Raw genomic sequence first — 23072 nt, 5'->3', positions numbered from 1 at the left:
CCTCAGAGGGCGGTGGCCGCCTCGAAGTCGGACCGGATGGCCGTGAGCCGCACCGCGGCCCGCGACCGGGCCCCGGCGAGGTCGCCCTCGGTGACGGCCTCGACCACCTCGAGGTAGACCTTGAGCTTGGGCTCGGTCCCGGACGGGCGCACGATGACCCTCGAGTCGTCGTCGAGGAACCAGCGCAGGCCCTCGGTCGGCGGGAGCCCGCCGTCACCGGCCGCGAGGTCGTCGAGACGGGCGACGCCCACCCCCGCCACGGTCGTGGGGGGCTCCGCGCGCAGCCTCGCCATGATCGTGTCGATGAGCGAGAGGTCCTCGACGCGCACCGAGAAGGCGTCGGTCGCGTGCACTCCGTGCGCCACGGCCAGCTCGTCGAGCCGGTCGGGGACGGACCGACCGGAGGCCTTGAGCGTCGCGACGATCTCGGCGACGACGAGCGCCGCCGAGACGCCGTCCTTGTCCCGCACCTGCAACGGGTCGACGCAGTAGCCGAGCGCCTCCTCGTAGCCGTACCTCAGTCCCGGCACCCGGGAGATCCACTTGAAGCCGGTGAGCGTCTCCTCGTGGGCGATCCCGGCGGCCCGGCACACGGTGGCGAGCATCCGCGACGACACGATGGAGTTGGCGAACACGGCGTTCGACGGGACGCCGCGCTCCAGCAGGTGCGCCCCCAGCAGGACGCCCACCTCGTCGCCGCGCAGCATCCGCCACCCGCCGGGGCCGGGGACGGCGACGGCGCAGCGGTCCGCATCGGGGTCGTTGGCGATGACGACGTCGGGCCCGGTCTGCTCGGCGAGGTCGAGCGCCGCGTCCATGGCCCCGGGCTCCTCGGGGTTGGGGAAGGAGACGGTCGGGAACGCGGGGTCCGGCTGGGCCTGGCTCGGGACCGGCAGCGGGACGGCATACCCCGCCCCGTCGAACGCTCGCGCCACGGTCTCGGAGCCCACACCGTGGAGGGCCGTGTGGACGACGACGAGGTCGCGCGGGGAGTCGGGGGACACGACCCTGACGACGTCGTGGAGGTAGCGCTCGAGCACGGACTCGTCGAGCGTCTCCCACCCGTCGTCGGGCAGCGGCACGTCGGCAACCCGCTCGACGCGGGCGATCTCGGCGGCGATCTCGACGTCCGCGGGCGAGACGATCTGGGAGCCGTCGCCGAGGTAGACCTTGTAGCCGTTGTCCTCGGGTGGGTTGTGGCTGGCCGTCACCATGACTCCGGCGTCGGCCCCGAGGTGACGGATCGCATAGGCGAGGACCGGCGTCGGGAGCGGCCGCGGCAGCACGGCAGCGACCCCACCGGCGCCGACGACGACGGCCGCGGTGTCACGGGCGAAGACGTCGGAGTTGACCCGGGCGTCGAACCCGATGACGACCATCGGGGACCGCTGGCTCTTCCGGAGGTATGCCGTGAGGCCGGCTGCCGCGCGGATGACCACCGCGCGGTTCATCCGGTTCGGACCGCCCCCGAGGGCGCCACGCAGGCCGGCGGTGCCGAACTGGAGCATCCCCGACATCCGGTCGGCGAGGTCGTCCCTCGCCGCCGCGTCACCGCCGGACGCCGCCGCGATGACCGCCTCGAGCTCGGCCCGGGTCTGCGGGTCGGGGTCGTCGGCGGCCCAGGCGCGAGCGGCCTCGACGAGCTCCGCGTCGGGGGTCTCGGAGTCGGGCGTGCCCGGGGACTGGTGCCGGCCGGCATACGTCATGGCGTCCTTCAGATCTTGGCGACGACGGCGGCGAGGAGCCGGCCGCAGCGGTCGGCGGCGTCACGGCCGGCCTCGAGGACCTCGGCGTGGTCGAGCGGGGTCTTGGAGATGCCGGCCGCGGGGTTGGTGACGAGCGAGATGCCGAGGACCTCCATGCCGCTCTGCCGCGCCGCGATCGCCTCGAGGGAGGTCGACATGCCGACGAGGTCGCCGCCCATCACGCGGGCCATGCGCACCTCGGCCGGGGTCTCGTAGTGCGGTCCGCGGAACTGGACGTAGACGCCCTCGTTGAGGTCGCCGTCCACCTCACGGGCGAGGGCGCGCAGCCGCGGGGTGTAGACGTCGGTGAGGTCGACGAAGTTCGCGCCCTCGATCGGGGAGTGGGCGGTGAGGTTGATGTGGTCGCTGATGATGACCGGTGTCCCGGGTAGCCACTCCTCGTGCAGCCCGCCGCAGCCGTTGGTGAGGACGATGGTGCGGCAGCCGAGGGCGGCCGCGGTGCGCACCCCGTGGACGACGGCACGGACGCCACGGCCCTCGTAGAAGTGGGTGCGGGTGCCGTAGACCAGGGCGCGGCGACCGGTGTCGCCGATGGCGACGGAGCGCATCGTGCCCGAGTGGCCCGCGACGGCGGCCTTGCCGAAACCGGGCACGTCGGTGTTGTCGATCTCGACCAGGGTCTCGCCGATGAGGTCGCCGGTCTGGCCCCAGCCGGAGCCCAGGACGAGAGCGACGTCGTGGGTCGCGACGCCCGTGCGCTCGCGGATCACCGCGGCCGCGGCCTCGGCCACCGCGAACGGGTCGGTCGCGGGGTCGGCGAGGTCGAGCGAGCGCGGGGCGGCGGCGTTGTCGGTCACGCGAGCAGGGTATCGGCCGCGTGGTTGGATGGGCCGCGTGAACGGGCGAACGAGTCGAGTGGTCATCCTGGGGGGCGGACCCGGCGGCTACGAGGCCGCCCTCGTCGCCGCCCACCTCGGGGGCGAGGTGACGATCGTCGACCGCGACGGGCTCGGTGGCGCTGCGGTGCTCACCGACTGCGTCCCCTCCAAGACGCTCATCTCCACGGCCGACTACATGTCCGAGTTCGAGACCGCCGCCCACCTCGGCGTGCACCTCGAGGACGGGGAGGGCGACGCGGTGAGCGACGCCGTCGCCGAGCTCGCCGAGGTCAACGCCCGGGTCAAGGACCTCGCCGCCGCGCAGAGCCACGACATCGGCGAGCGGGTGGACGAGGTCGGTGTCCGCGTGCTCCGGGGCACCGGCCGGCTGCTGTCCCCCACCCGGGTCGAGGCCACGCTCACCGACGGCGGCACGGAGACGATCGACGCCGACGTCGTCCTCGTCGCGACCGGTGCCACCCCCCGGGTCATGGCCTCGGCGCAGCCCGACGGCGAGCGCATCCTCACGTGGCAGCAGATCTACGACCTGGACGCCCTGCCGGAGCGGCTCGTCGTCGTCGGCTCGGGCGTCACCGGGGCCGAGCTCGCCCAGGCCTACCTCGGGCTCGGGTCCGACGTCGTCCTCGTGTCCTCGCGCGACCGGGTCCTGCCCGGCGAGGACCCCGACGCCGCCACCGTCATCGAGGACGTCTTCACACGCCGCGGCATGGACGTGCTCGGGCGCTCGCGGATGGCCTCCGTCGAGCGCCGCGGCGACGGTGTCGTCGTGCGGCTCGAGGACGGCCGCGAGGTCGAGGGGTCGCACGCACTGCTGGCCGTGGGCTCCGTCCCGCAGACCGCGGACATGGGGCTCGAGGAGATCGGCGTCGACCTCACGCCGTCCGGGCACATCGTCGTCGACCGTGTCTCGCGCACCTCGGTGCGCGGGGTGTATGCCGCGGGCGACTGCACCGGGGTCCTGCCGCTCGCGTCCGTGGCCGCGATGCAGGGACGCATCGCCATGTCGCACGCCCTCGGCGACGCCGTCGCCCCGCTCAACCTCGGCGTGGTCTCGGCCAACATCTTCACCGACCCCGAGATCGCCACCGTCGGCATCTCCCAGAAGGCGATCGACGACGGCACGGCCGATGCCGACGTCGTCATGATGCCGCTGTCCCGCAACCCCCGGGCCAAGATGGCCGGCATCACCGACGGCTTCGTCAAGCTGTTCGCACAGAAGGGTTCGGGCGCGGTCATCGGCGGCGTCGTCGTCGCGCCACGCGCGTCCGAGCTGATCTTCCCGGTGACGCTGGCCGTGCACCACCGGCTCAACGTCGACCAGGTGGCGAGCACGTTCACGGTCTACCCCTCGCTCTCCGGGACCATCGCGGAGGCCGCACGCCGGCTGCACGCCACCGGCAGCTGAGCGCCAAGCCCCCTCCCGCCCGGTCGCGTCGCTAGTTTGGAGAGGTCCGGACCACGCGACATCTTTGGGAGACGTGAGCACGATGAGCGACCAGAAGCAGCCGATCAGCGGCGACGAGGCCATCACCAGGGCCAAGGAGTACGCCAAGGACAACCCCGACTCCGCCCGCAGCGCCATCGACAAGGTCGAGGACTTCCTCGACGCGAAGACCGGCGGCAAGTTCTCCGGCGCGATCGACAAGGGCGGCGACATGGTCGAGAAGCAGCTGGGCCTGCCGAGCAACGAGGGCGGGACCGTCCCGGCCGACCCGAGCGCCCCTCCCGCGGACCCGGGCTCCACGCCCACGACCCCCACCACGCCGACGACCCCGGTCGAGCCGCCGTCGCCGTCGGCCCCCGAGCAGCCCTCCGAGGTCCCCGTGCCCAGCCCCGCCCCGGGCACCGGCGACGACCCCCAGCCGCGGCAGGACCCGGCCGAGCCGGGGTCGATCATCCCCGGTGACGGCGAGCCGCAGCTGCCCGAGACGGGCTTCCCCGCGCCGGACTCCGAGCCCCCGTCGGCAGGGTCCGCCAGCCCGGGCGAGGGTGGCGGGCTCCCGCAGGGTGGCAGCACCCAGCAGGGTGACGCGGGCGCGGCGAGCCAGCCCGGCGGGACCCAGCCCGCAGACGGCGGCGACCGGATCGACCTCGGCCAGGACGACGTGTCCGGCGGAGGTGGCGCGCCGCCCAGGCGCTGACGCGAGCAGCACCACCTCGACGAACGCCCGGCATCCGGGTGACCGGCATACGGGGCGTTCGGGTGATCTCCGCCGGGAAAAGATGGTCAGGTCGGGTGGGGGAATGCACATTGTGGGCGTCTCGGCCGTGCTCCTAGCGTGAGCCTCACCGAGTGCTGCCCGTCAGCCTCGCGTCGCCGCCACGGTGACGTGTGCGGCGTCCGCTGAACCTCAGAGGAGGCGCTGATGTCCCACCGTTCCATCTCGCGCCGCGGATGGTGTGCCGCAGCGGCCGCCACCGCACTCGCCGCGTCGACGACCGTCGCGGCCTCAGCCCCTGCCGGGGCCGCCCCCGGCGAGAACCAGGGCAACATCGTCTTCCGCGACCACTTCACCTTCAACGAGAGCCACATCGAGCAGGAGGAGCACGGCGACGACTTCTGCGACGTGCCCTTCATCGTCCTGTGGGAAGGCAAGGGCACGGTCACCGACATGACGATGGTCCGTCGCGGCGACCGCTACTTCGGCAGCTTCAAGGTGACGTCGTCGAACACGTACACGAACGTCGAGACCGGGGCGAGCTTCCATGACCTCTCGTCGTTCAGCTGGAAGGACCAGAAGATCGACATCGACGACTCCGGCATCCTCACCGCCACGTGGGCGGACCGCCTGGGCTGGAAGCTGTTCGACCAGGACGGCAAGCTCGTCGGCGTCGACGCCGGCATGGTGCGCTACACCGCCACCGTCGACCTCAACGACCTCGACAATCCGGACGACGACGAAGAGCTGAGCTTCGAGGTCCTCGCCGACCACGGCATCCGTCAGCTCGGTGAGCGCGACTTCTGCCAGGACATCGTGACGTTCCTCGGGTGACCGGCTTCGCCCGGCGACGAGAACGCGGCGCCTCCCCCGGGAGGCGCCGCGTTCTCGTGTGCGGTTCGAGCGACGTGCCGTCAGGCGTCCTTGATCTCGCAGAGGACCTGGCCGTTGGTCACGGTCGCGCCCACCGAGGCGGCGAGCCCGCTGATCGTGCCGGCCTTGTGCGCGGTGATCGGCTGCTCCATCTTCATCGCCTCGAGCACGACGACGAGGTCACCGGCGGCCACCTCGGCCCCGTCCTCGACGCCGACCTTGACGATCGTGCCCTGCATGGGCGCGGTGAGGGAGTCGCCGGACGCCGCGGCCCCGGCCTTGCTGCCCCCGGAGCGCTTGGGCGCCTTCTTCTTCGCCGCGCCACCGCCGCCCCCGCCACCGAGGGAGAGGCCGGCGGGGAGGACGACCTCGAGGCGTCGACCGCCGACCTCGACGGTGACGCGCTGGCGCTCTCCCGTCTCCTCGCCGTCGCCGTCGCCGGCAGCGCCGTCGGCGGAGAAGGGCGGGATCTGGTTGTCGAACTCGGTCTCGATCCAGCGGGTGTGCACGGTGAACGGAGCGTCGCCCTCGGGCGCGAAGGCCGGGTTGTCGACGACGGCGCGGTGGAACGGCAGGACCGTGGGCATGCCGTCGACCTCGAGCTCGGCCAGCGCCCGGCGCGAGCGCTCGAGGGCCTGCTTGCGGGTGCGGCCGGTGACGATGAGCTTGGCGATCATCGAGTCGAACGCCTCGGCGACGGTGTCCCCCTGGACGATGCCGGCGTCCCAGCGGACCCCCGGCCCGTGCGGGACGACCATGCGGGTGACGGTGCCGGGTGCGGGCATGAAGTTGCGGCCGGCGTCCTCCCCGTTGATCCGGAACTCGAACGAGTGGGCGACCGGCGTCGGGTCGTCGAAGCCGAGCTCCTCGCCGTCGGCGATGCGGAACTGCTCGCGCACGAGGTCGATGCCGGTGACCTCCTCGGTCACCGGGTGCTCCACCTGGAGGCGCGTGTTGACCTCGAGGAAGCTGATGGTGCCGTCCTGGGCGACGAGGTACTCGCAGGTCCCGGCGCCGACGTAGCCGGCCTCGCGGAGGATGGCCTTGGAGGCGCGGACGAGCTCGACGTTCTGCTCGTCCGTGAGGAACGGCGCCGGTGCCTCCTCGACGAGCTTCTGGTTGCGCCGCTGCAGCGAGCAGTCGCGGGTGGAGACGACGACGACGTTGCCGTGCTGGTCGGCGAGGCACTGCGTCTCGACGTGGCGCGGCCGGTCGAGGAACTTCTCGACGAGGCACTCGCCGCGGCCGAACGCCGTGACGGCCTCACGGACGGCGGACTCGTAGAGCTCGGGGATCTCCTCGAGGGTGTGGGCGACCTTGAGCCCGCGACCGCCACCGCCGTAGACCGCCTTGATCGCGATGGGGAGCCCGAACTCCTCGGCCAGGGCGACGACCTCGTCGGCGTCCTTGACCGGGTCCTTGGTGCCGGGGGCCAGCGGCGCGTTCGCCTTGACGGCGATGTGCTTGGCCTTGGCCTTGTCGCCCAGGGCGTCGATCGCCTCCGGGGAGGGGCCGATCCAGGTGAGGCCGGCGTCGATGACCTTCTGGGCGAAGTCGGCGTTCTCGGCGAGGAAGCCGTAGCCGGGGTGGACCGCGTCGGCCCCGGCCTCCTTGGCGACCTCGATGAGCTTGTCCTGGAGCAGGTAGGAGTCCCCGGGGGTGGTGCCACCGAGCGCGTACGCCTCGTCGGCCACCGTGACGTGCAGGGCGTCACGGTCGGGCTCGGCGTACACGGCGACGGAGCCGATGCCGGAGTCCTTGCAGGCGCGGGCGATCCGGACGGCGATCTCTCCACGGTTGGCGATGAGGACTTTGCTGATGGCCATGACCGGGACTGTAGTGGGTGTGCGGGCTCAGACGTCGAGTGACCTCGAGAGGACGAGCAGCGTCCGTTCGAGGTCGGCGCGCTCCTCCGGGGAGAGGACCGAGAGGAGCCGGTGCTCGTTCGCCAAGTGTGCGGCGAACGCCTCGTCGATGAGCCGCCGACCCGACGGGGTGAGGGCGACGAGCCTCGAGCGACCGTCGGTGCCGCTGCGTCGCCGCTCCACGTGGCCGAGCGCCTCGAGCCGGTCGACCCGCTTCGTCACGGCGCCCGAGGTGACGACCGTCTGCTCGGAGAGGTCGGACGGCGTGAGCGCGCAGTCACCCCCCTGGCGCCGCAGCGTCGCGAGGACGTCGAACTCGCCCTCGCCGAGCCCGAACTGGGCGTAGACGCGGACCAGCTCGGTCGTCAGCGCCGCCGCGACCCGGTGCAGCCGGCCGATGACGAGGAAGGGCGTGGCGTCCAGGTCGGGCCGCTCGGTGCGCCACTGGTCGACGATCTGCTGGGCACGGTCGGCGGGGACGGCATACGGCTTCTCGGTCACACGGGGAATATACCTTCCACAGAAGGTATTATCCCTTCCATGGAAAGTATCTCTCGGCGACAGCTCGGTGGCCTCGCCCTCGTCGCCGTCACCGCGGTCGCCCCCGTGGTCTGGGGTTCGACGTATGCCGTGACGCACCTCTGGCTCCCGCCCGACCGTCCGCTGTTCGCCGGCGCGATGCGCGCCCTCCCGGTCGGCCTGCTCATGCTGGCGTGGCACCGGCGCCTCCCGCGCGGCGACTGGTGGTGGCGCTCGGTCGTCCTCGGCGCCCTGACGATGGGACTGTTCTTCGGCCTCCTCTACGTCGCGGCGGTCCGGTTGCCGAGCGGGCTGGGCGCGACGCTGACCGCGGTCGGCCCGCTCGTGACGATGGCTCTCGCGTGGCTGTTCCTGCGTGAGCGGGCGGCGGTGGCGACCCTGGCCGCCTCGGTGGTCGGCGCCCTCGGCGTCGTGCTCCTCGTCCTCCAGAACGGCGCTCAGGGCTCGGTCGACGTCATCGGTGTCCTCGCCTCCGTCGGGGCGGTGACGTCGGCCAGCGCCGGCTTCGTCCTCACGAAGCGGTGGAGCGCCGACGAGGACGTCATCGTCGTGACGTCGTGGCAGCTCGTCGCCGGTGGGCTGCTCCTCGCTCCGGTCGCCCTGCTCGTCGAGGGCGCCCCGCCGCAGCTGCCGCTGTCCGGCTGGCTCGCCCTCGCCTACCTCGGGCTCGTGGGCTCGGGCGTCGCCTACGTCGCCTGGTACCGCGGGCTCGCGTCGATGAGTGCCGGGTCCGTCGCGGTCGTCGGCCTCCTCAACCCCGTCGTCGGGGTCCTGCTCGGCGTGGCCCTGCTGGGCGAGCCGTTCGGGCCCGTCCACGCGGTCGGCATGGCCCTCGTCCTCGGCAGCGTGGTCCTCGCCCAGCCTCAGACCCGCCGCCTCCTTGCGTCTGCGCATTCGGTGGTTCTGACGACCGGATCCGCAGACGCTGGGGGTGGCGGGCGCACACGGGAGGTGCGCACCCGGCATACGGTGGAAGCATGCCCATCAACGACATCCCCCTGACCTCCGGCGCCGCGAAGATCGAGATCCCGCAGGTCGGGTTCGGGGTGTGGCAGGTCCCCGACGCGGAGGTCGACGCCGCCGTCCTGTCGGCCCTCGAGACCGGCTACCGCCACATCGACACGGCCAAGCTCTACAACAACGAGGCGGGGGTCGGCCGGGCACTGGCCGCGACCGACGTCCCCCGTGACGACATCTTCGTGACGACCAAGGTCTGGCCGACCGAGTTCGGCGCGCAGGAGACCGTGGCGTCGTTCACCGGCTCGATGGAGCGCCTGGGCCTCGACACCCTCGACCTGCTGCTGCTGCACTGGCCGTTCCCCGAGCAGGACCGCTACGTCGACGCCTGGAAGGCGCTGCAGGCGCTGCGCGACTCCGGCCGGGTGCGCGCCATCGGCGTCTGCAACTTCCACGTCGAGCACCTCCAGCGGCTCTTCGACGAGACCGGTGAGTGGCCCTCGATCAACCAGGTCGAGCTCCACCCCTACCTGCAGCAGGTCGAGGTCGCCGAGTTCAACGCCGCGCACGGCATCGTCACCGAGTCGTGGAGCCCGCTCGCGTCCGGCAAGGAGGTCCTCGACGACCCGGTCATCGGCGCGATCGCCGAGCGGGTCGGCGCCACGCCCGCGCAGGTCATCATCGCGTGGCACCTCGCCCGCGGCTTCGTCGTGCTGCCGAAGTCCGTGACGCCGTCGCGGATCGCCGAGAACTTCGCCGCCGCCGAGGTGTCGCTCACCGAGGCGGACATGGCCGAGATCGCCGCCCTCGACCGGGGGATGCGCACCGGCCCGAACCCTGACGAGTTCAACGGCTGAGGTCCTCTTTACGGTCCCCGGATCAGACGGGGAGGAGGCGGGAGACGAAGTCGCGGAGCTGGGCGAGGTTGCGGCACTCATGCATGTCGACGACCTCGCTGTAGAGCAGGGCCACCGAGTCGCCGCTGCCCCACATGCGGGCGGGCTCGGGGTTGAGCCAGGAGACGTGCCGGGCCCGGCCGGTGATCTCGCGGAGCATGTCGACCTGGGGTTCGGTGTGGTTCGAGCGGGCATCGCCGAGGATGAGGACGGCGGTCCGGTGGCCGATGGCGTCGAGGTGGTGCTCGACGACGTCGGCGAAGACGGCGCCGTAGTCGCTGTTGCGGTGCCACCGCGTCATCCGCGAGAGGTCGTCGAAGGCGCTGCTGAGGTCGCTGCCGGGCGGGGCGCCGAGGACCTGCTCGGTGAGGTCGTCGACGCGGTTGACGAAGCCGAGGATCCGCACCCGGCGGAACTGGGCGGCGAGCGCCTGGACGAGCAGGATGGTGAACCGGGAGAAGCCCGAGACCGAGGTCGACAGGTCGCAGAGGATGACGAGGTCGGGGCGGTGCGGCTTGGCGTGCTGAAGGGCCGGCCTGATGGGTATGCCGCCCGTCGACAGTGAGCGTCGGAGCGTGCGCCTCACGTCGATCGAGCCACGCGACGCCCTCCGGCGCCGGGCCGCGAGCCGCGTCGCCAGCTTGCGTGACAGCGGCCCGACCGCTGAGCGGAGCTCGTCGAGCTCGTGCGGCCCCGCGAGCAGGAAGGGCGTCTGGTCGGCGGGTGGGCGGACGGCATACCGGCTGATCCGTTCGGCGCCGCGGGCCTCCGCGTTGCGTCGGCGGGTCTCTACCTCGACCCGCCGGCGGAAGGCCGCCACGCCGGAGCGCAGCTCGTCCCGGGAGAACCGCGAGGCGAAGCCCCCACCGCCGGCAGGCCCGGACACCCCGGCGCCCGTACCCCCACTCCCGCCGCTCCCGTCACCGCTGCCGCCGGGTGCGTTCTCGGCCGCGTCCTGCATCCGGGCCAGGGCACCGGCGATCGCGGTCTGGGGAGCGAGGGTGTCGAGCGCCTGTTGCGCCGAGAACGACCCGGTCGTCGCGGCGTTGGCCAGCGCGCCCAGCTCGGCGACGACGCGGGCGGCGAGCTCGTCGAGGGCGCGCTCGTCGGCGTCGGCCAGGGCCCGGGCGAGCTGCTGACGGAGCTCCTCGGCCCTCGAGCGACGGTCGGGGAGCGTCGCCGGGGGCGCCTCGAACGTGCCGTGCGACCGGTCGCCGACGGCCGAGGGAAACCAGACGTCGTAGAGGTCGTCGAAGACCTGTCGCTGGCCGGCGCGGCGCAGCAGGGCGGACGCCAGGCCCTCGCGCAGGCGCTCACGGTCCTCGAGCCCGAGGACGTGGGCGGCCGCGCCGGCGTCGACGACGTCGCTCGTCCCGACGACGACGCCGTGGCCCCTCAGGGCACGGGCGAAGCCGACGAGACGGGCATCGAGGGCGACGGACATGGCGACGTGGTCAGCGGGTGGCCGGTGCCGGCAGGTCGAGCGCCACTGCGGCGCGCTCGATGTCGTCCTGGTGCTTGAGGAGGACGCCGAGGTTGTCCCGGACGAGCTCGGCGCTGAGGTCCGCGTCACGCGTGGCGCCGAGGGCGATGAGGGTGCGGGCCCAGTCGACGGTCTCGGCCACGGACGGTGACTTGCGCTGGCGCAGCTCGCGCAGCCGCTGCACGAGCCGCACGACGGAGGCGACCAGGGCGTCGTCGAGCCCGGGCGCGCGCAGGGTGACGATCCGCTGCTCGAGCTCGGCGCTCGGGTAGTCGATGTGGAGGAAGAGGCAGCGTCGTCGCAGCGCCTCGGAGAGCTCGCGGGTGGCGTTGGAGGTGAGGACGACGAAGGGGCGGTGCCGGGCGGTGATCGTCCCGAGCTCGGGGACGGTGACCTGGAAGTCGCCGAGGATCTCGAGCAGCAGACCCTCGATCTCGACGTCGGCCTTGTCGAGCTCGTCGATGAGGAGCACCACCGGCTGCTCGCTGCGCAGGGCGGCGAGCAGAGGCCGGGGGAGGAGGAACTCCTCGCTGAAGATGTTGTCGCGCAACGCATCCCAACCGTCGGCGGCGTCCCGTTCGGCGGTGATCCGGAGGAGCTGCTTGGCGTGGTTCCACTCGTAGAGGGCCCGCGACTCGTCGACGCCCTCGTAGCACTGGAGCCGGATCAGCTCGGCCCCGGTGGCCGTGGCGACGGCCTTGGCGAGCTCGGTCTTGCCGACTCCGGCAGGGCCCTCCACGAGGAGCGGCTTGCCGAGCCGGTCGGCGAGGAAGGCGGTCGTGGCGATCGCGTCCGAGGCGAGGTAGCCGGTCTCGGCGAGCCGGGACGTCACCTCGTCGATCGATCCGAAGCGTGGAGTCACGCCGTCATCCTGACACTGCGCCCCGCGACTCCTCGGTCCGGTTGCCCTTCAGTCGAGTGCGGACGACGGTGTATGCCGCACCCAGGCCTCCGAGCACGGCCACCAGTCCCAGCCCGACCCAGAGGAGCCATCCGCCCGCGTCGTCGCCCGCGTCGTCGCCGGGCTCGGTGTCTGCGGCTCCCGTCACGCTGGTGCCGTCCGCAGACGTGGGCGACGCCGATGCCGCGATGGAGGCGTCGGGCGAGGGGCCGGCATACGCCGGTTCTCCGTTGACCTCCCCGTCCACCGCGAGGCGAAGACGGACGGTCAGGGGCACGTTCGCGGTCGAGTCGGCACGTTCCACCTCACGTCCGAGGGAGAAGTAGTAGTAGCCGGCGATGGATGCCGGCGCCACCGCGAGCGCCTTGCCCTCGCGGTTGCGGTAACGCACCTCAGGGACGAACTCATTGGCGACGGCCGGGGCCTTGCCCCAGAACGTGCTGCGCGCCGGCGGCTTCGATGATGAGTGGTTGAAGGGCTCGCGGGCAGGGTTCCACCCCGTCACCTCGAACATCGCGGCGTCCGCCCCGCGGAAGTCGGGCAGCGGCAGCCCGGGCGCGGGAGCGTCGACGGTGAAGGCGGCGCGCTGCCCGTGCCCCACGCGCACCTTGTAGAAGATCTGCTCGCCCGGAAGGACGATCTCGGTGTAGGTGCCGGGATCGAGGGTCAGGGCGTCGGAGAACCCTCCGCCACCCACCACGGGGGACCCACCGCCCGCGGCCGGTGCCGTGAAGGCCTCGGCGGAGGTCGCCGCAGGGAGCGCATCGGAACTCTCGACCGGCGGCTCCTCCATGACGAGGACCTCGACGGGAGCCTCGGGCACGCCGTTCTTGCCCCTCGTGACGCTGGCGATCAAGGGGCCTGTGGCACAGGGATCCTCGCCGTCGCCGGACACCGTGACCCGAGCCACCATCACTTGCAGCAGGCCTTCGGCGGCGAGGCGGTTCTCCAGATCCTCGGTGCAGCGGCTCCCTTGGGTGTCGGTGACCTTGAGCTCGACCTCCTCGTACCACTTGTCGCCGTAGCGGGGCGGGCGCATCGCGACGGACAGCCGCACCGTGGAACCGGGCTCGCGCTCGATCCTGTAGTAGCGGGCGGGGCCACCGACACCGAACGTGTCGGTGTACTGACCCGCCGCGAGGGTGGGTGCGGACTCTGGGGTGGGGGCGGCCGTGACCGGCGTGCCGCTGACGGCGAAGGGGCGCAGGGCCCGTTGGCTGAGCTTGCTCAGTGACGCCGTGAGGGCCGGGGCGTCCTTGGCGTCGTAGTAGGTGCCCCTCCCGGCGTCGGCGATGCACTGGAGCTGGGCGCGTGCCGTGGCGTTGACGCCGAAGCCGACGGTGTCGATCTGGAGGTCGACGCCGGCTGCGGTGAGCTTCTTGACCGAGGGGCAGGGGTCGGGGACGCAGGACTCCTCGCCGTCGGAGACGAGGACGATGTTGCGTTTGCCGGTGGCGCCCAGGTCCTTCAGGGCCTCGTCGAGGGAGTGCGCGATGGGCGTCTCCCCGAGGGCCTTGATGGCGGTGATGCTCGACGTGAGCCCGGCCTTGTCGAGCGGCCCGATGGGGGAGACGAGCTGGGTGTCGGCGCACGCGGCCGGAGTCGGCTTGCCCTTGCCGTCGACCGTGGCTCCGTAGACGCGCAGCCCCACCTGGGCGGTGTCGGGCAGGGCGCCGACGACACCGGTGAGGGCCTTCTTGGCTGCCTCGATCTTGGTGAGCCCGGACGGGTCCTTGGCCTTCATCGACCCGGACGCGTCGAGCATGAGCAGGAGCTTGCCCGGCTCGGCGTCGGTGGAGGTGGCGCCCCGCGTGGGGGCGGTGGCCGAGCCGCTGGCCGAGACGGCGGCCGAGGCGGCGGACTGGCCCAGCCCCGCGACGGCGAGGACGAGGACCGTGGTCACGGCGGGCAGGATGCGCATTCGTGGTTCCCCCTGTGGTCGGTGCGGCTGGCCCACCGTACCGTTTGCAATAGCAAATTTGCAAGCGAGCGACCCGACGGTCGGCACGGACGCCCGCCTAGGATGCCGACATGACGACGACGGACGCACTCGAGCAGCAGAAGGCGCTGTACGGGGCCCCGCTCGCCGAGCTCGGCGCGGATGTCATGCGCAGCCTGGGCCTCAACCAGGGGCGGCTCGCCGAGGCGCTGGGTCTCTCGGCGCCGATGCTCTCGCAGCTGATGAGTGGCCAGCGGGTCAAGATCGGCAACCCCGCGGTCGTCCACCGCCTCCAGATGCTCCTCGACCTGTCGCGATCGGCGTCCACGATGTCGGCCGACGACATCCGCCTGCGGTTGGCGGCGGTTCGCGAGGAGCAGCTGACGCTCACGGGAGCTGGGTCGGAGGACGTCGCGGCTGTGCGGGCGCTCGCCGGCGTGGCGAGCGCCGAGCAGCTCGAGTCCGCTGCGCGGTCGGCGCGATCCTCCGGTGCCACGTCGCTCGCCGAGCTGCTCGACCGGGCCGCAGGGGCCGCGCGTGGGTGAGGTCTTCGCCGGTCGCTACGAGCTGCTCGACCCGCTCGGTGAGGGTGGGATGGGGACCGTCTGGCGGGTGTGGGACGCCCGCGAGGAGCGGATCGTGGCGGCCAAGGTGCTGCGCCAGTCCGACGCCGTCTCGTTGCTGCGGTTCGTGCGCGAGCAGGCGTTCCGGGTCGTCCACCCGCACGTGCTCACTCCGCTCTCCTGGGCAGGTGAGGACGACCGGGTGCTGTTCACGATGCCTGTGGTCGAGGGCGGTTCCGTCGCCAGCCTCATCGGGGACCACGGCCCGCTTCCCCCGGGGCTCGTCGCCGAGGTGCTGCGCCAGCTGAGCAGGGCGCTCGACGCCGTGCACACGGCCGGAATCCTGCACCGTGACGTCAAGCCGGCGAACGTGCTGCTGGCGGCCACCGGCCAGGAGCGCCCGCACGCGTTCCTCACCGACTTCGGAATCGCGATCGAGCTCGACGGCGTCCGCCTCACCCAGACCGGTCAGTGGTCCGGCACCCCGAGCTACACCGCTCCCGAGTCCCTGTCCGGGGCCGAGCCCCATCCCAGTGCGGACCTGTATGCCGTGGGGCGGGTCGGCGTCGCGATGCTCACCGGGGAGCGACCAACGGACCTCCCGACCCGACCCGACGGCACCCCGGCGGAGCTGTGGCAGCTGCTGACCGATCTCACGCGACAAGACCCGGACGCTCGCCCCCAGGCGGCGGACGACGTGCTGCGCCGGCTCGATGCGCCCGCCCTCGTCTGGAGGTCGGGGTCGATGGGGGAGGTGGAGGTGCTGCGCCACGTCCCGGAGCCGGCACCCGGCCTCGCCCAGCTCACGGCCCGCCCCGGCGAGGTACCAACTGGGGCAGGTGCCGCAGCCGCGACGCCGAGCGATGCCGACGCCACCCGGGTCCGACGGGATGGCCCGCCACCCGCCACGGCGTTCCCCACGCTTGCTCCCGAGACCGTGACCGGGGCGGTGGGCGGACCCCGAGCAGCGCGTCCGCCCTCGACCGCACCGGGACCGCGGTGGGGTCGTCCGAGAACAGCCGTGGTGTCCGTGGCTGCGGTGGCCGCGGTGCTCACCCTGGCCGTCGGTCTCGGGATCTGGTCGCCGTGGTCCGCCGACCCGGACACGTCGCCCCCCTCCCCGGGCGGAGCCTCCAGTACCGCGCCGGAGACGGCCACCTCCGCGCCGGAGACGGCCACCTCCGCGCCCGCGGCGTCGCCCACACCCACGGCGACACCGGCGGCCACACCGACGACGCGGGGGTCGGTCACGGTGGGCAGCGTCGTCGTCGCTCCCGGTCAACCGTGCCAGTTCAGCGACGTCGGGGTGCGCGAGCAGACCGTGGACGGCGTCCCCGTCGTGTGCCAGCGACGTGCGGACGGCTCCTACGCCTGGGTCCGGCCCGCAGGCTGACCCGCCGCCGCGCGACGCGAGCGCGCACCCCGTGAGGGCGAGCGGACGGCATACGCTGCCGTGCATGTCTCCCCGGGTGATCCACACGGCTCAGGCACTCGTCGACGTCGTTGTCGAGGTGCCCGCGCTGCCACGGCGTGGCGGCAACGTCATGGCGCCGCCGCCGAAGGAGTACGCCGGGGGAGCGGTCAACATTCTGCTCGCCGCCGCTCGCCAGGGGTCACGGTGCGTCCACGCCGGAGCGACGGGAACGGGGCCGCACGGTGACCTCGTCCGCGCCGCGCTCGCCGCGGAGGGCGTGGAGATCACGAGCCCGGTCGTGCCCGATCTCGACACCGGCATCTGTGTCGTCATGCTCGAGCCGACGGCCGAGCGGACCTTCGTGACGACCCAGGCGGCCGAGCGCGTGATCTCGGTCGAGTCGCTGCAGACGTCCTCTCCCGAGGCCGGTGACCTGGTCTGCGTGAGCGGCTACTCACTGACGGGCAGGACACGAGATCCGTTGCTGGAGTGGCTTGCTGGGCTGCCCGAGGGTGTCGAGGTCGTCCTCGACCCGGGAGCGATCTTCGCCGAGCTGCCCGACGACGTCCGCCTCCGCATGCTCGCCATGACGACCGTGTGGACGGGGAACGCCGAGGAGAGCGAGGCGCTCACGGGGGAGGTCGACATCGTCACGGCGGTCGCCAGGGCCGCCCAGCACCTGCCCCAGGGTGCCGTGGCGATCGCGCGCGACGGACCCGAAGGCTGTGCCGTCCACGTGGACGGCGAGACGACGGACCTCGACGGCTACCCCCAGACGGCGGTCGACACCAACGGAGCGGGCGACACCCACACCGGTGTTCTCGTCGCCTGCCGGGCGGCCGGGCTGCCCTGGGTCGAGGCCGCCCGCCGGGCCAACGCCGGTGGCGCCATCAAGGTGACGCGCCGCGGACCGGCCACCGCGCCCACAGCGGCGGAGATCGACCACTTCCTCGCTGCGAACGCCTGACCTGCCGCCGCGTGACCGCCGGTCAGCGCGTGCGGCCGAGCCGCCACCAGCGGTCGGTGCGCTGCGGTGACGTCGGCGTCCCGGGCGGCAGCGGCTCGGGCCAGTAGTCGAGCAGGTCTCCGGGACCCAGGCCGAGCGCGTGCTCGAGGTCACCGGGAGCGGTGCGCTGGAAGTGCTCCGAGACGTTGCGCGTCACCTCGGCCCAGTAGCCGCGCAGCGTCGACTCGGACAGGTGGAGCCGCCCGCTCATCTCGGCGTACGTCAGCCCACGCGCCCGCCCGGAGAGGACGTGGCGCTGACGGTCGGAGAGGATCGTCAGGCTGTTGCGCCGGACGAGAACCTCGACCAGGCCGATGACCGCCGGCGGGATGACGACCTCGCCGGCTGCCACCTCGCGCAGGGACTGCTCGAGGCGCGCGGTCGGGGCGGCCTTCGAGACCAGCCCGTGCGCCCCGGCGGCGAGGCAGGCGGCGAGGACGAAGCGCCGCTCCTCCTGGCTGAAGACGCAGACGCGGTAGCCGGCGGCGGTGACGGCGCGGATGGCGGCGACGCCCTGCCGGGCGTTCGGCTGACCCGCGTTGCTGAGGTGCAGGTCGAGCACGACGACATCGGCCTCGGGCCGCGCGCGCAGCATCGCCTCGACGTTGGCGAAGCTGCCGGTGAAGTCCAGGTCGGGCAGCAGGGCCGGCAGCGACTCGCGGATGACGGTGGCGTCGTCGACGACGACGACGCGCAGGGCGCGGCCCTCCGTGGATGCGGGAGAGGTCACGTGACCACCCTTCCGGAGATCGTGACCGTCGTCCCGAGCCCGGGGGTCGACGAGACCTCGACCTCCATGCCGTGGGGACGGAGCTGGTTGATGACGACCTCGCGCAGCCCGACACCGAGCTGCTCGGGATCGGGGGTGAAGCCGACGCCGTCGTCGTGGACCGTGAGCACCCACGCGCCATCGCCGCCGGGCTCCTCGGCATCGGCGTGGATGACCACCGTCTCGGCCCGCGAGTGGTCGCGGACGTTGAGCAGCACGCTGGCGAGCGCATGGTCGAGCGCCTCCGCCGCGGTGTCGTCGAGGACGACGGTGTCGGCGAGGTCGAGCGTGGCGTGCAGCGGGAGGTCGCCGAAGCGGTCGCAGACGCGGCCCACGGCGTGCGGCAGCGAGACCGGTCCGGCGGGGGCCGCGCCCGAGGCGCTGAGGAAGGGGTCGGTGTGGTCGCGGCCCCTGAGGTAGGACCGCATGCGCCTCGCCTCGCGCTGCGCCTCCTCCTGAAGCATGAACCGGGCGCGGTCGTCGAGTGCGGGGTCGCCGAGCATCCGGATCACCGCTGCCCCGTTGTGGATCGCGAGCTGGGCGCGGCGCTCCTCCTCACGACGTCCGAGGTCGAGGGCCTGGGCGCGCGCCCGGTCGCCGTCCTCGGCGATCCGGCGGATGTAGAGGGCGACCCATCGACCGACACCCGCGAGCACGACGAGGGTGAGCACGTTGCCGAGCAGCGTGGCAGCGGTGTCGGTGGACAGGGTCGGGAGGAGGTAGGCGACGTCGGCGGCCACGACCGCGACGAGCGCGGCCAGCCACGCGCGGTTGCTGCGCACCGCCACACCGCTGCAGACCACCGAGAGCGCGTATGCCGGCTGGTAGCCGACCCAGGTGCCGAGGCGGACCTGCTCAGGCACGACGACGAGACCCAGGAGCACGACGAGCGAGCAGATGGCCGCGTCGACGAGGTACCAGCGCGGCGACAGTGGTCGGCCGCTGCGCCACACGACGACGCTGACCACCGTTGCGGTGCCGGCCGCGAGCAGCCACACCAGGAGATAGCCGAGCCGCGTGGGCGACTCGGACAGGCCCTGGGGCAGCGAGGGCGCCATCTGCACGACGGTGCCGAGCCGCATGCCGAGGATGAGCAGTGCGAAGGCCCGGTCGGTCCCGGCAGCGGTCGTGGGCACCTTGACACCTGCGCCGACGGTCGCCGGCTCGGTCTCGTTCCCCACACCGGACAGTCTGCCCCAGCCGGTCCGGGTCGGCCCGACGCGCTCGGACGGTGGCCGATCGCCGCCCGGCGCGGGCGCGCTCACGATGGCGGCGACGGGACACGACAGGACCTTCCGGCAGAGGCGAGTCCGGGCGGGACGACGCGGGGGATTGGGCCCCTCAGTCTTCGGGTTCGCCCTGCTCGTGGGTACCCACGAATCCGCGAACCCTCGCTGTTGGCGAAGATCGACAGAGGTGGCAGGTTGTCGACAATCAGCAGTTTCCCTGCGGTGGTGTCGATGCACCCTCAGCAGCCCGTAGCGTCCGCGGCGCAGGGCTGACCACTCCTCTCGCCGCCGCCATCCCCTTCGGGCCGGTGACGAGAACGGAGGCGGGGCCGGCACCCACCTCGGGTGCCGGCCCCGCTGCGCGTCAGCTCGGGTGGCCCTCCACCTCTGCCATCTCCTCCGCGTCCGCGGCGGCCCGGGCCTCCATGACCGCGCGGTGCCGGCGCCGGTCGAGGAGGAACTTGCCGAGCCCGGCCGCGACGACGGCGCCGACGGTGCCCGACATGATCCAGGCGAAGGCGGACGGTTCGTCCGATCGGTCCATGGCTGCCTCTTCTCGCTCGGTGCCCGGACCCGTCAGGACGAGTGCCGGGACAGGTCCTCGCGGCAACGATCCTCGAAGCGGTCCAGCTCGGTCAAGGCCGCCTCGAGGTCGCGACGTCGCTGCTCCAGGTCGGCCCGGCGCTCGTCGATCTGCGCGAGGACGTACTCGAGCTGGCTGCGTCGCCCACGGGGCGCGTCGTAGAGGTCGATGATCGTGCGGATCTCCTCGAGCGGGAACCCGAGGCGCTTGCCGCGCAGGATGAGGCCGAGGCGCGTCCGGTCGCGACGGTGGTAGATGCGGGTCGTGCCGCGTCGCTCCGGGGTGATGAGCCCGAGCTCCTCGTAGTGGCGGACCGTCCGGTGCGTGACGTCGAACTCCTCGGCGATCTCGCGGATCGTCCACGTCTGCTCAGGGGCCGCGGGGGCCACGCGCCGGGTTGCCACGGTCGGCAGTATTGCCTTACGTTGACGTCAACGTCAAGCACTGCCCGCCCCCGAGAGGACGACGATGTTCGAGCTCAGCCAGGACCACGAGGACTTCCGCAAGGTCGTGCGCGACTTCGCCGAGCGGGAGGTCGAGCCGCACGTGGCCCAGTGGGACCGGGACTCGCACTTCCCGACCGAGCTCGTCCCGAAGATGGGAGACCTCGGCCTGTTCGGCCTCGTCGTCCCCGAGGAGTTCGGTGGCAGCCTCGACCCCGAGGAGGGCGGGGCCTTCACCACGCTGTGCGTCGCGATCGAGGAGCTCGGCCGGGTCGACCAGTCGATCGGCATCACCCTCTCGGCGGGCGTCGGTCTCGGCATCAACCCGATCCTCACCTTCGGCACCGAGGAGCAGAAGCAGCAGTGGCTGCCCGACCTCGTCGCCGGGCGCACCCTCGCGGGCTTCGGCCTCACCGAGCCCGACGCCGGCTCGGACGCCGGCGCCACCCGCACCAAGGCGGTCCGCGACGGCGACGAGTGGGTCGTCGACGGCGCCAAGGCGTTCATCACCAACTCGGGCACCGACATCACCTCCGTCGTCACCGTGACGGCCCGCACCGGCACCGACGACAAGGGGCGTCCGGAGCTCAGCGCGATCATGATCCCTTCCGGCACAACGGGATTCACGGTCGAGGAGCCCTACCACAAGCTCGGGTGGCACATCTCCGACACCCACGGCCTCAGCTTCGCCGGCTGCCGCGTCCCGTCGAGCAACCTCCTCGGCGAGCAGGGGAGCGGCTTCAAGCAGTTCCTCAAGACCCTCGACGACGGCCGCATCGCCATCTCCGCCCTCGCGCTGGGACTCATCGAGCGCATGCTCGCCGAGAGCACGGCATACGCGTCGTCGCGCACCGCGTTCGGCAGGCCGATCGGCGTCAACCAGGGCATCTCGTTCCAGCTCGCCGACCTTGCCGTCATGGCGGAGACGAGCCGCGTCCTCACCTACAAGGCCGCGTGGCTCAAGGACGAGCACGACGCCGGTCGCCGCTCCGTCGCCGACGTCAAGAAGGCCGCCGCCATCGCCAAGCTCTACACGAGCGAGGCCGCCGTCTCCGCGACCCGCATCGCCACGCAGGTGTTCGGCGGCAACGGCTTCATGGAGGAGTACCCCGTCGCCCGGTTCTACCGCGACGCGAAGATCCTCGAGATCGGTGAGGGCACGAGCGAGGTCCAGCGCATGGTCATCGCCCGCCACCTCGGTCTCCCGGCCTGAGCGCGTGGCTGACACAGTGAGGGGTATGCCGGTCAGCGAGTCCCCAGACAGCGCAGGTCCCGCCGTGGTCGGGGACCCCCGGGTCGCCGACGTGCGGGCCCGCCTCGAGGCCGCCTTCGTCGCCTCGGCCGCACCCCCGGAGAAGGCGGCGGCCAAGCTCGCCTCGCAGAACAAGCTCTACGTCCGCGACCGCATCGCGCTGCTCGTCGACGAGGGCAGCTTCGTCGAGGACGGCCGCTACGCCAACGCCCTGGCCAAGGGCCTGCCCGCCGACGGCGTCGTCACCGGGCGCGGCACCGTCGACGACCGCCCGGTCGTCGTCATCGCCAACGACCCGACCGTCAAGGCGGGCTCGTGGGGGGCCCGCACCGTCGAGAAGATCGTCCGCGCGACCGAGACGGCGCTGCGCGAGGAGCTGCCGGTCTTCTGGTTCGTCGACAGTGCCGGCGCGCGCATCACCGACCAGGTCGAGATGTTCCCCGGCCGTCGCGGCGCCGGCCGGATCTTCCACAACCAGGTGGCGCTGTCGGGCAAGGTCCCCCAGATCTGCTGCCTCTTCGGACCGTCGGCCGCCGGCGGTGCCTACATCCCGAGCTTCACCGACCTGCTCATCATGGTCGAGGGCAACGCGTCCATGTACCTCGGCAGCCCGCGCATGGCCGAGATGGTCGTCGGCGAGACGGTCTCGCTCGAGGAGATGGGTGGCGCGCGCATGCACTGCACCGTCTCCGGGGTCGGCGACATCCTCGCCCACGACGACGCCGAGGCCATCGAGCTCGCGAAGCTCTACTTCTCCTACGTCCCGCAGAACTGGCGGACCCCAGGCCCCTCGTATGCCGTCGAGCAGCCGAGCGCGCCCCTCACCCGGACGAGCGTGCCCGAGCGCGAGAGCCAGCCGTTCGACGTCCACGAGGTCATCGACGGGATCGTCGACGACGACAGCTTCTTCGAGATCAAGGCGCTCTTCGCCCCCGAGCTCGTCATCGGCTTCGGTCGGATGGACGGCGAGACGGTCGGCATCGTCGCCAACAACTCGATGGTCAAGGGCGGGGTGCTCTTCACCGACAGCGCCGACAAGGCGACCCGGTTCATCTGGCTCTGTGACGCGTACTCGATCCCGCTCGTCTACCTCGCCGACGTGCCCGGCTTCATGATCGGCTCCGAGGTGGAGCGCGGTGGCATCATCCGTCACGGCGCCAAGATGGTCTCGGCCGTGTCCTCAGCCACCGTCCCCCAGTTCTGCGTCGTCGTCCGCAAGGCCTACGGCGCAGGTCTCTACGCGATGGGCGGGCCGGGCTTCGGGCCGGACGCGACGATCGCGCTGCCGACCGCGCGCATCGCCGTCATGGGCCCGGAGGCGGCGGTCAACGCCGTCTACGCCAACAAGATCGCCGAGATCGAGGCCGCCGAGGGTGCCGAGGCGCGCGACGCGTTCGTCGCCGCCCGACGCAGCGAGTACGAGGAGGACGTCGACCTGGAGCGGCTCGCCGCCGACCTCGTCATCGACCACATCGTCGAGCCCGAGGACCTGCGGTCGGAGCTGTTGCGGCGGCTGCGCTACGCCGCGAACCGGGACCGGGCCTTCGCGACCAAGCGCCGCGACATCCCTCCCGTCTGACACCACGCGTCGTGTG

21 protein-coding genes are annotated in these 23072 nt (G+C 72.4%); 10 read left to right on the top strand and 11 right to left on the bottom strand.

Annotated features, from left to right (window positions below):
• Positions 1–2: 2 nt before the first annotated feature.
• Positions 3–1706, bottom strand: a complete 1704-nt coding sequence (locus N801_RS10150; protein WP_035937179.1) for a phospho-sugar mutase — start codon at positions 1704–1706, stop codon at positions 3–5.
• Between the two features lie 8 nt (positions 1707–1714).
• Positions 1715–2563 (bottom strand): purine-nucleoside phosphorylase, encoded by an 849-nt coding sequence (locus N801_RS10145; protein WP_035937178.1) that lies wholly within the window; start codon positions 2561–2563, stop codon positions 1715–1717.
• 28 nt (positions 2564–2591) lie between these two features.
• Here N801_RS10145 and N801_RS10140 point away from each other — a divergent pair, with 28 nt between their 5' ends.
• The 3 genes from N801_RS10140 to N801_RS10130 all read left to right on the top strand — a co-directional run bounded on the left by N801_RS10140 (position 2592) and on the right by N801_RS10130 (position 5598).
• Positions 2592–4010, top strand: coding sequence for an NAD(P)H-quinone dehydrogenase (locus tag N801_RS10140; protein ID WP_035937175.1), 1419 nt, complete (start codon positions 2592–2594; stop codon positions 4008–4010).
• 82 nt (positions 4011–4092) lie between these two features.
• On the top strand, positions 4093–4746 hold the full coding sequence (locus N801_RS10135; RefSeq protein ID WP_035937174.1) for an antitoxin: 654 nt from the start codon (positions 4093–4095) through the stop codon (positions 4744–4746).
• 225 nt (positions 4747–4971) lie between these two features.
• A complete protein-coding gene (locus tag N801_RS10130; RefSeq protein WP_035937173.1) occupies positions 4972–5598 on the top strand; it encodes a hypothetical protein in 627 nt (208 codons plus the stop codon).
• Between the two features lie 80 nt (positions 5599–5678).
• Here the strand turns inward: N801_RS10130 and N801_RS10125 are convergent, their stop codons facing one another.
• Positions 5679–7463: an acetyl/propionyl/methylcrotonyl-CoA carboxylase subunit alpha gene (locus tag N801_RS10125; protein WP_035937171.1), complete on the bottom strand. Its 1785-nt coding sequence runs from the start codon at positions 7461–7463 to the stop codon at positions 5679–5681.
• Positions 7464–7490: 27 nt separating this feature from the next.
• Positions 7491–8003, bottom strand: coding sequence for a MarR family winged helix-turn-helix transcriptional regulator (locus N801_RS10120; protein ID WP_035937170.1), 513 nt, complete (start codon positions 8001–8003; stop codon positions 7491–7493).
• A gap of 39 nt (positions 8004–8042) precedes the next feature.
• Between N801_RS10120 and N801_RS10115 the strand changes: the two genes are divergently transcribed.
• Both N801_RS10115 and N801_RS10110 read left to right on the top strand, forming a co-directional pair.
• Complete coding sequence (locus N801_RS10115; RefSeq protein ID WP_245618355.1) at positions 8043–9044, top strand: DMT family transporter; 1002 nt, start codon at positions 8043–8045, stop codon at positions 9042–9044.
• On the top strand, positions 9020–9856 hold the full coding sequence (locus N801_RS10110; RefSeq protein ID WP_052112839.1) for an aldo/keto reductase: 837 nt from the start codon (positions 9020–9022) through the stop codon (positions 9854–9856). The genes N801_RS10115 and N801_RS10110 overlap by 25 nt, the downstream gene beginning before the upstream one ends.
• A 22-nt stretch (positions 9857–9878) precedes the next feature.
• Here the strand turns inward: N801_RS10110 and N801_RS10105 are convergent, their stop codons facing one another.
• From N801_RS10105 to N801_RS10095, 3 genes are read right to left on the bottom strand one after another with little or no spacing between them, the layout of a single operon-like run.
• Positions 9879–11339 (bottom strand): VWA domain-containing protein, encoded by a 1461-nt coding sequence (locus tag N801_RS10105; protein WP_035937168.1) that lies wholly within the window; start codon positions 11337–11339, stop codon positions 9879–9881.
• Positions 11340–11349: 10 nt separating this feature from the next.
• Positions 11350–12240: an AAA family ATPase gene (locus tag N801_RS10100; RefSeq protein ID WP_035937164.1), complete on the bottom strand. Its 891-nt coding sequence runs from the start codon at positions 12238–12240 to the stop codon at positions 11350–11352.
• A 4-nt stretch (positions 12241–12244) separates the two neighbouring features.
• Positions 12245–14182: a VWA domain-containing protein gene (locus N801_RS10095; protein WP_245618353.1), complete on the bottom strand. Its 1938-nt coding sequence runs from the start codon at positions 14180–14182 to the stop codon at positions 12245–12247.
• A gap of 128 nt (positions 14183–14310) precedes the next feature.
• Here N801_RS10095 and N801_RS21360 point away from each other — a divergent pair, with 128 nt between their 5' ends.
• The 3 genes from N801_RS21360 to N801_RS10080 all read left to right on the top strand — a co-directional run bounded on the left by N801_RS21360 (position 14311) and on the right by N801_RS10080 (position 17162).
• Positions 14311–14763: a hypothetical protein gene (locus N801_RS21360; protein ID WP_035937159.1), complete on the top strand. Its 453-nt coding sequence runs from the start codon at positions 14311–14313 to the stop codon at positions 14761–14763.
• Complete coding sequence (locus tag N801_RS19730) at positions 14756–16174, top strand: serine/threonine-protein kinase (RefSeq protein WP_052112838.1); 1419 nt, start codon at positions 14756–14758, stop codon at positions 16172–16174. Before N801_RS21360 ends, N801_RS19730 begins: the two co-directional genes overlap by 8 nt.
• 64 nt (positions 16175–16238) lie before the next feature.
• Entirely contained in the window at positions 16239–17162 is a 924-nt protein-coding gene (locus N801_RS10080; RefSeq protein WP_035937156.1) for a PfkB family carbohydrate kinase, read from the top strand.
• 22 nt (positions 17163–17184) lie between these two features.
• Here N801_RS10080 and N801_RS10075 read toward each other — a convergent pair whose 3' ends face one another.
• The 4 genes from N801_RS10075 to N801_RS10060 all read right to left on the bottom strand — a co-directional run bounded on the left by N801_RS10075 (position 17185) and on the right by N801_RS10060 (position 20186).
• A complete protein-coding gene (locus N801_RS10075) occupies positions 17185–17931 on the bottom strand; it encodes a response regulator transcription factor (protein ID WP_211254705.1) in 747 nt (248 codons plus the stop codon).
• Positions 17928–19151 (bottom strand): ATP-binding protein, encoded by a 1224-nt coding sequence (locus N801_RS10070; RefSeq protein WP_052112837.1) that lies wholly within the window; start codon positions 19149–19151, stop codon positions 17928–17930. The genes N801_RS10075 and N801_RS10070 overlap by 4 nt, the downstream gene beginning before the upstream one ends.
• 412 nt (positions 19152–19563) lie before the next feature.
• Positions 19564–19743, bottom strand: a complete 180-nt coding sequence (locus N801_RS10065; protein ID WP_035937154.1) for a hypothetical protein — start codon at positions 19741–19743, stop codon at positions 19564–19566.
• A 32-nt stretch (positions 19744–19775) separates the two neighbouring features.
• The gene (locus N801_RS10060) at positions 19776–20186 is read right to left on the bottom strand and encodes a MerR family transcriptional regulator (protein ID WP_052112836.1); all 411 of its coding nucleotides are present in this window, start codon (positions 20184–20186) and stop codon (positions 19776–19778) included.
• Positions 20187–20250: 64 nt separating this feature from the next.
• On the opposite strand from N801_RS10060, the gene N801_RS10055 reads away from it, so the two are divergent.
• Positions 20251–21438: an acyl-CoA dehydrogenase family protein gene (locus N801_RS10055; protein WP_035937148.1), complete on the top strand. Its 1188-nt coding sequence runs from the start codon at positions 20251–20253 to the stop codon at positions 21436–21438.
• A 25-nt stretch (positions 21439–21463) separates the two neighbouring features.
• Positions 21464–23056: an acyl-CoA carboxylase subunit beta gene (locus tag N801_RS10050; RefSeq protein ID WP_035937145.1), complete on the top strand. Its 1593-nt coding sequence runs from the start codon at positions 21464–21466 to the stop codon at positions 23054–23056.
• Positions 23057–23072 lie beyond the last annotated feature (16 nt).

Source organism: Knoellia aerolata DSM 18566, assembly GCF_000768695.1.
GTDB lineage: Bacteria > Actinomycetota > Actinomycetes > Actinomycetales > Dermatophilaceae > Knoellia > Knoellia aerolata.
This window is presented reverse-complemented; position numbering and strand designations above follow the sequence as displayed.

Excerpts from the sequence above, each read along its gene's own strand:
- N801_RS10150 (WP_035937179.1), bottom strand. The coding sequence starts at position 1,706 with ATGACGTATGCCGGCCGGCACCAGTCCCCGGGCACGCCCGACTCCGAG.
- N801_RS10140 (WP_035937175.1), top strand. The coding sequence starts at position 2,592 with ATGGGCCGCGTGAACGGGCGAACGAGTCGAGTGGTCATCCTGGGGGGC.
- N801_RS10135 (WP_035937174.1), top strand. The coding sequence starts at position 4,093 with ATGAGCGACCAGAAGCAGCCGATCAGCGGCGACGAGGCCATCACCAGG.
- N801_RS10130 (WP_035937173.1), top strand. The coding sequence starts at position 4,972 with ATGTCCCACCGTTCCATCTCGCGCCGCGGATGGTGTGCCGCAGCGGCC.
- N801_RS10125 (WP_035937171.1), bottom strand. The coding sequence starts at position 7,463 with ATGGCCATCAGCAAAGTCCTCATCGCCAACCGTGGAGAGATCGCCGTC.
- N801_RS10115 (WP_245618355.1), top strand. The coding sequence starts at position 8,043 with ATGGAAAGTATCTCTCGGCGACAGCTCGGTGGCCTCGCCCTCGTCGCC.
- N801_RS10110 (WP_052112839.1), top strand. The coding sequence starts at position 9,020 with ATGCCCATCAACGACATCCCCCTGACCTCCGGCGCCGCGAAGATCGAG.
- N801_RS10105 (WP_035937168.1), bottom strand. The coding sequence starts at position 11,339 with ATGTCCGTCGCCCTCGATGCCCGTCTCGTCGGCTTCGCCCGTGCCCTG.
- N801_RS21360 (WP_035937159.1), top strand. The coding sequence starts at position 14,311 with ATGACGACGACGGACGCACTCGAGCAGCAGAAGGCGCTGTACGGGGCC.
- N801_RS10080 (WP_035937156.1), top strand. The coding sequence starts at position 16,239 with ATGTCTCCCCGGGTGATCCACACGGCTCAGGCACTCGTCGACGTCGTT.
- N801_RS10065 (WP_035937154.1), bottom strand. The coding sequence starts at position 19,743 with ATGGACCGATCGGACGAACCGTCCGCCTTCGCCTGGATCATGTCGGGC.
- N801_RS10055 (WP_035937148.1), top strand. The coding sequence starts at position 20,251 with ATGTTCGAGCTCAGCCAGGACCACGAGGACTTCCGCAAGGTCGTGCGC.
- N801_RS10050 (WP_035937145.1), top strand. The coding sequence starts at position 21,464 with ATGCCGGTCAGCGAGTCCCCAGACAGCGCAGGTCCCGCCGTGGTCGGG.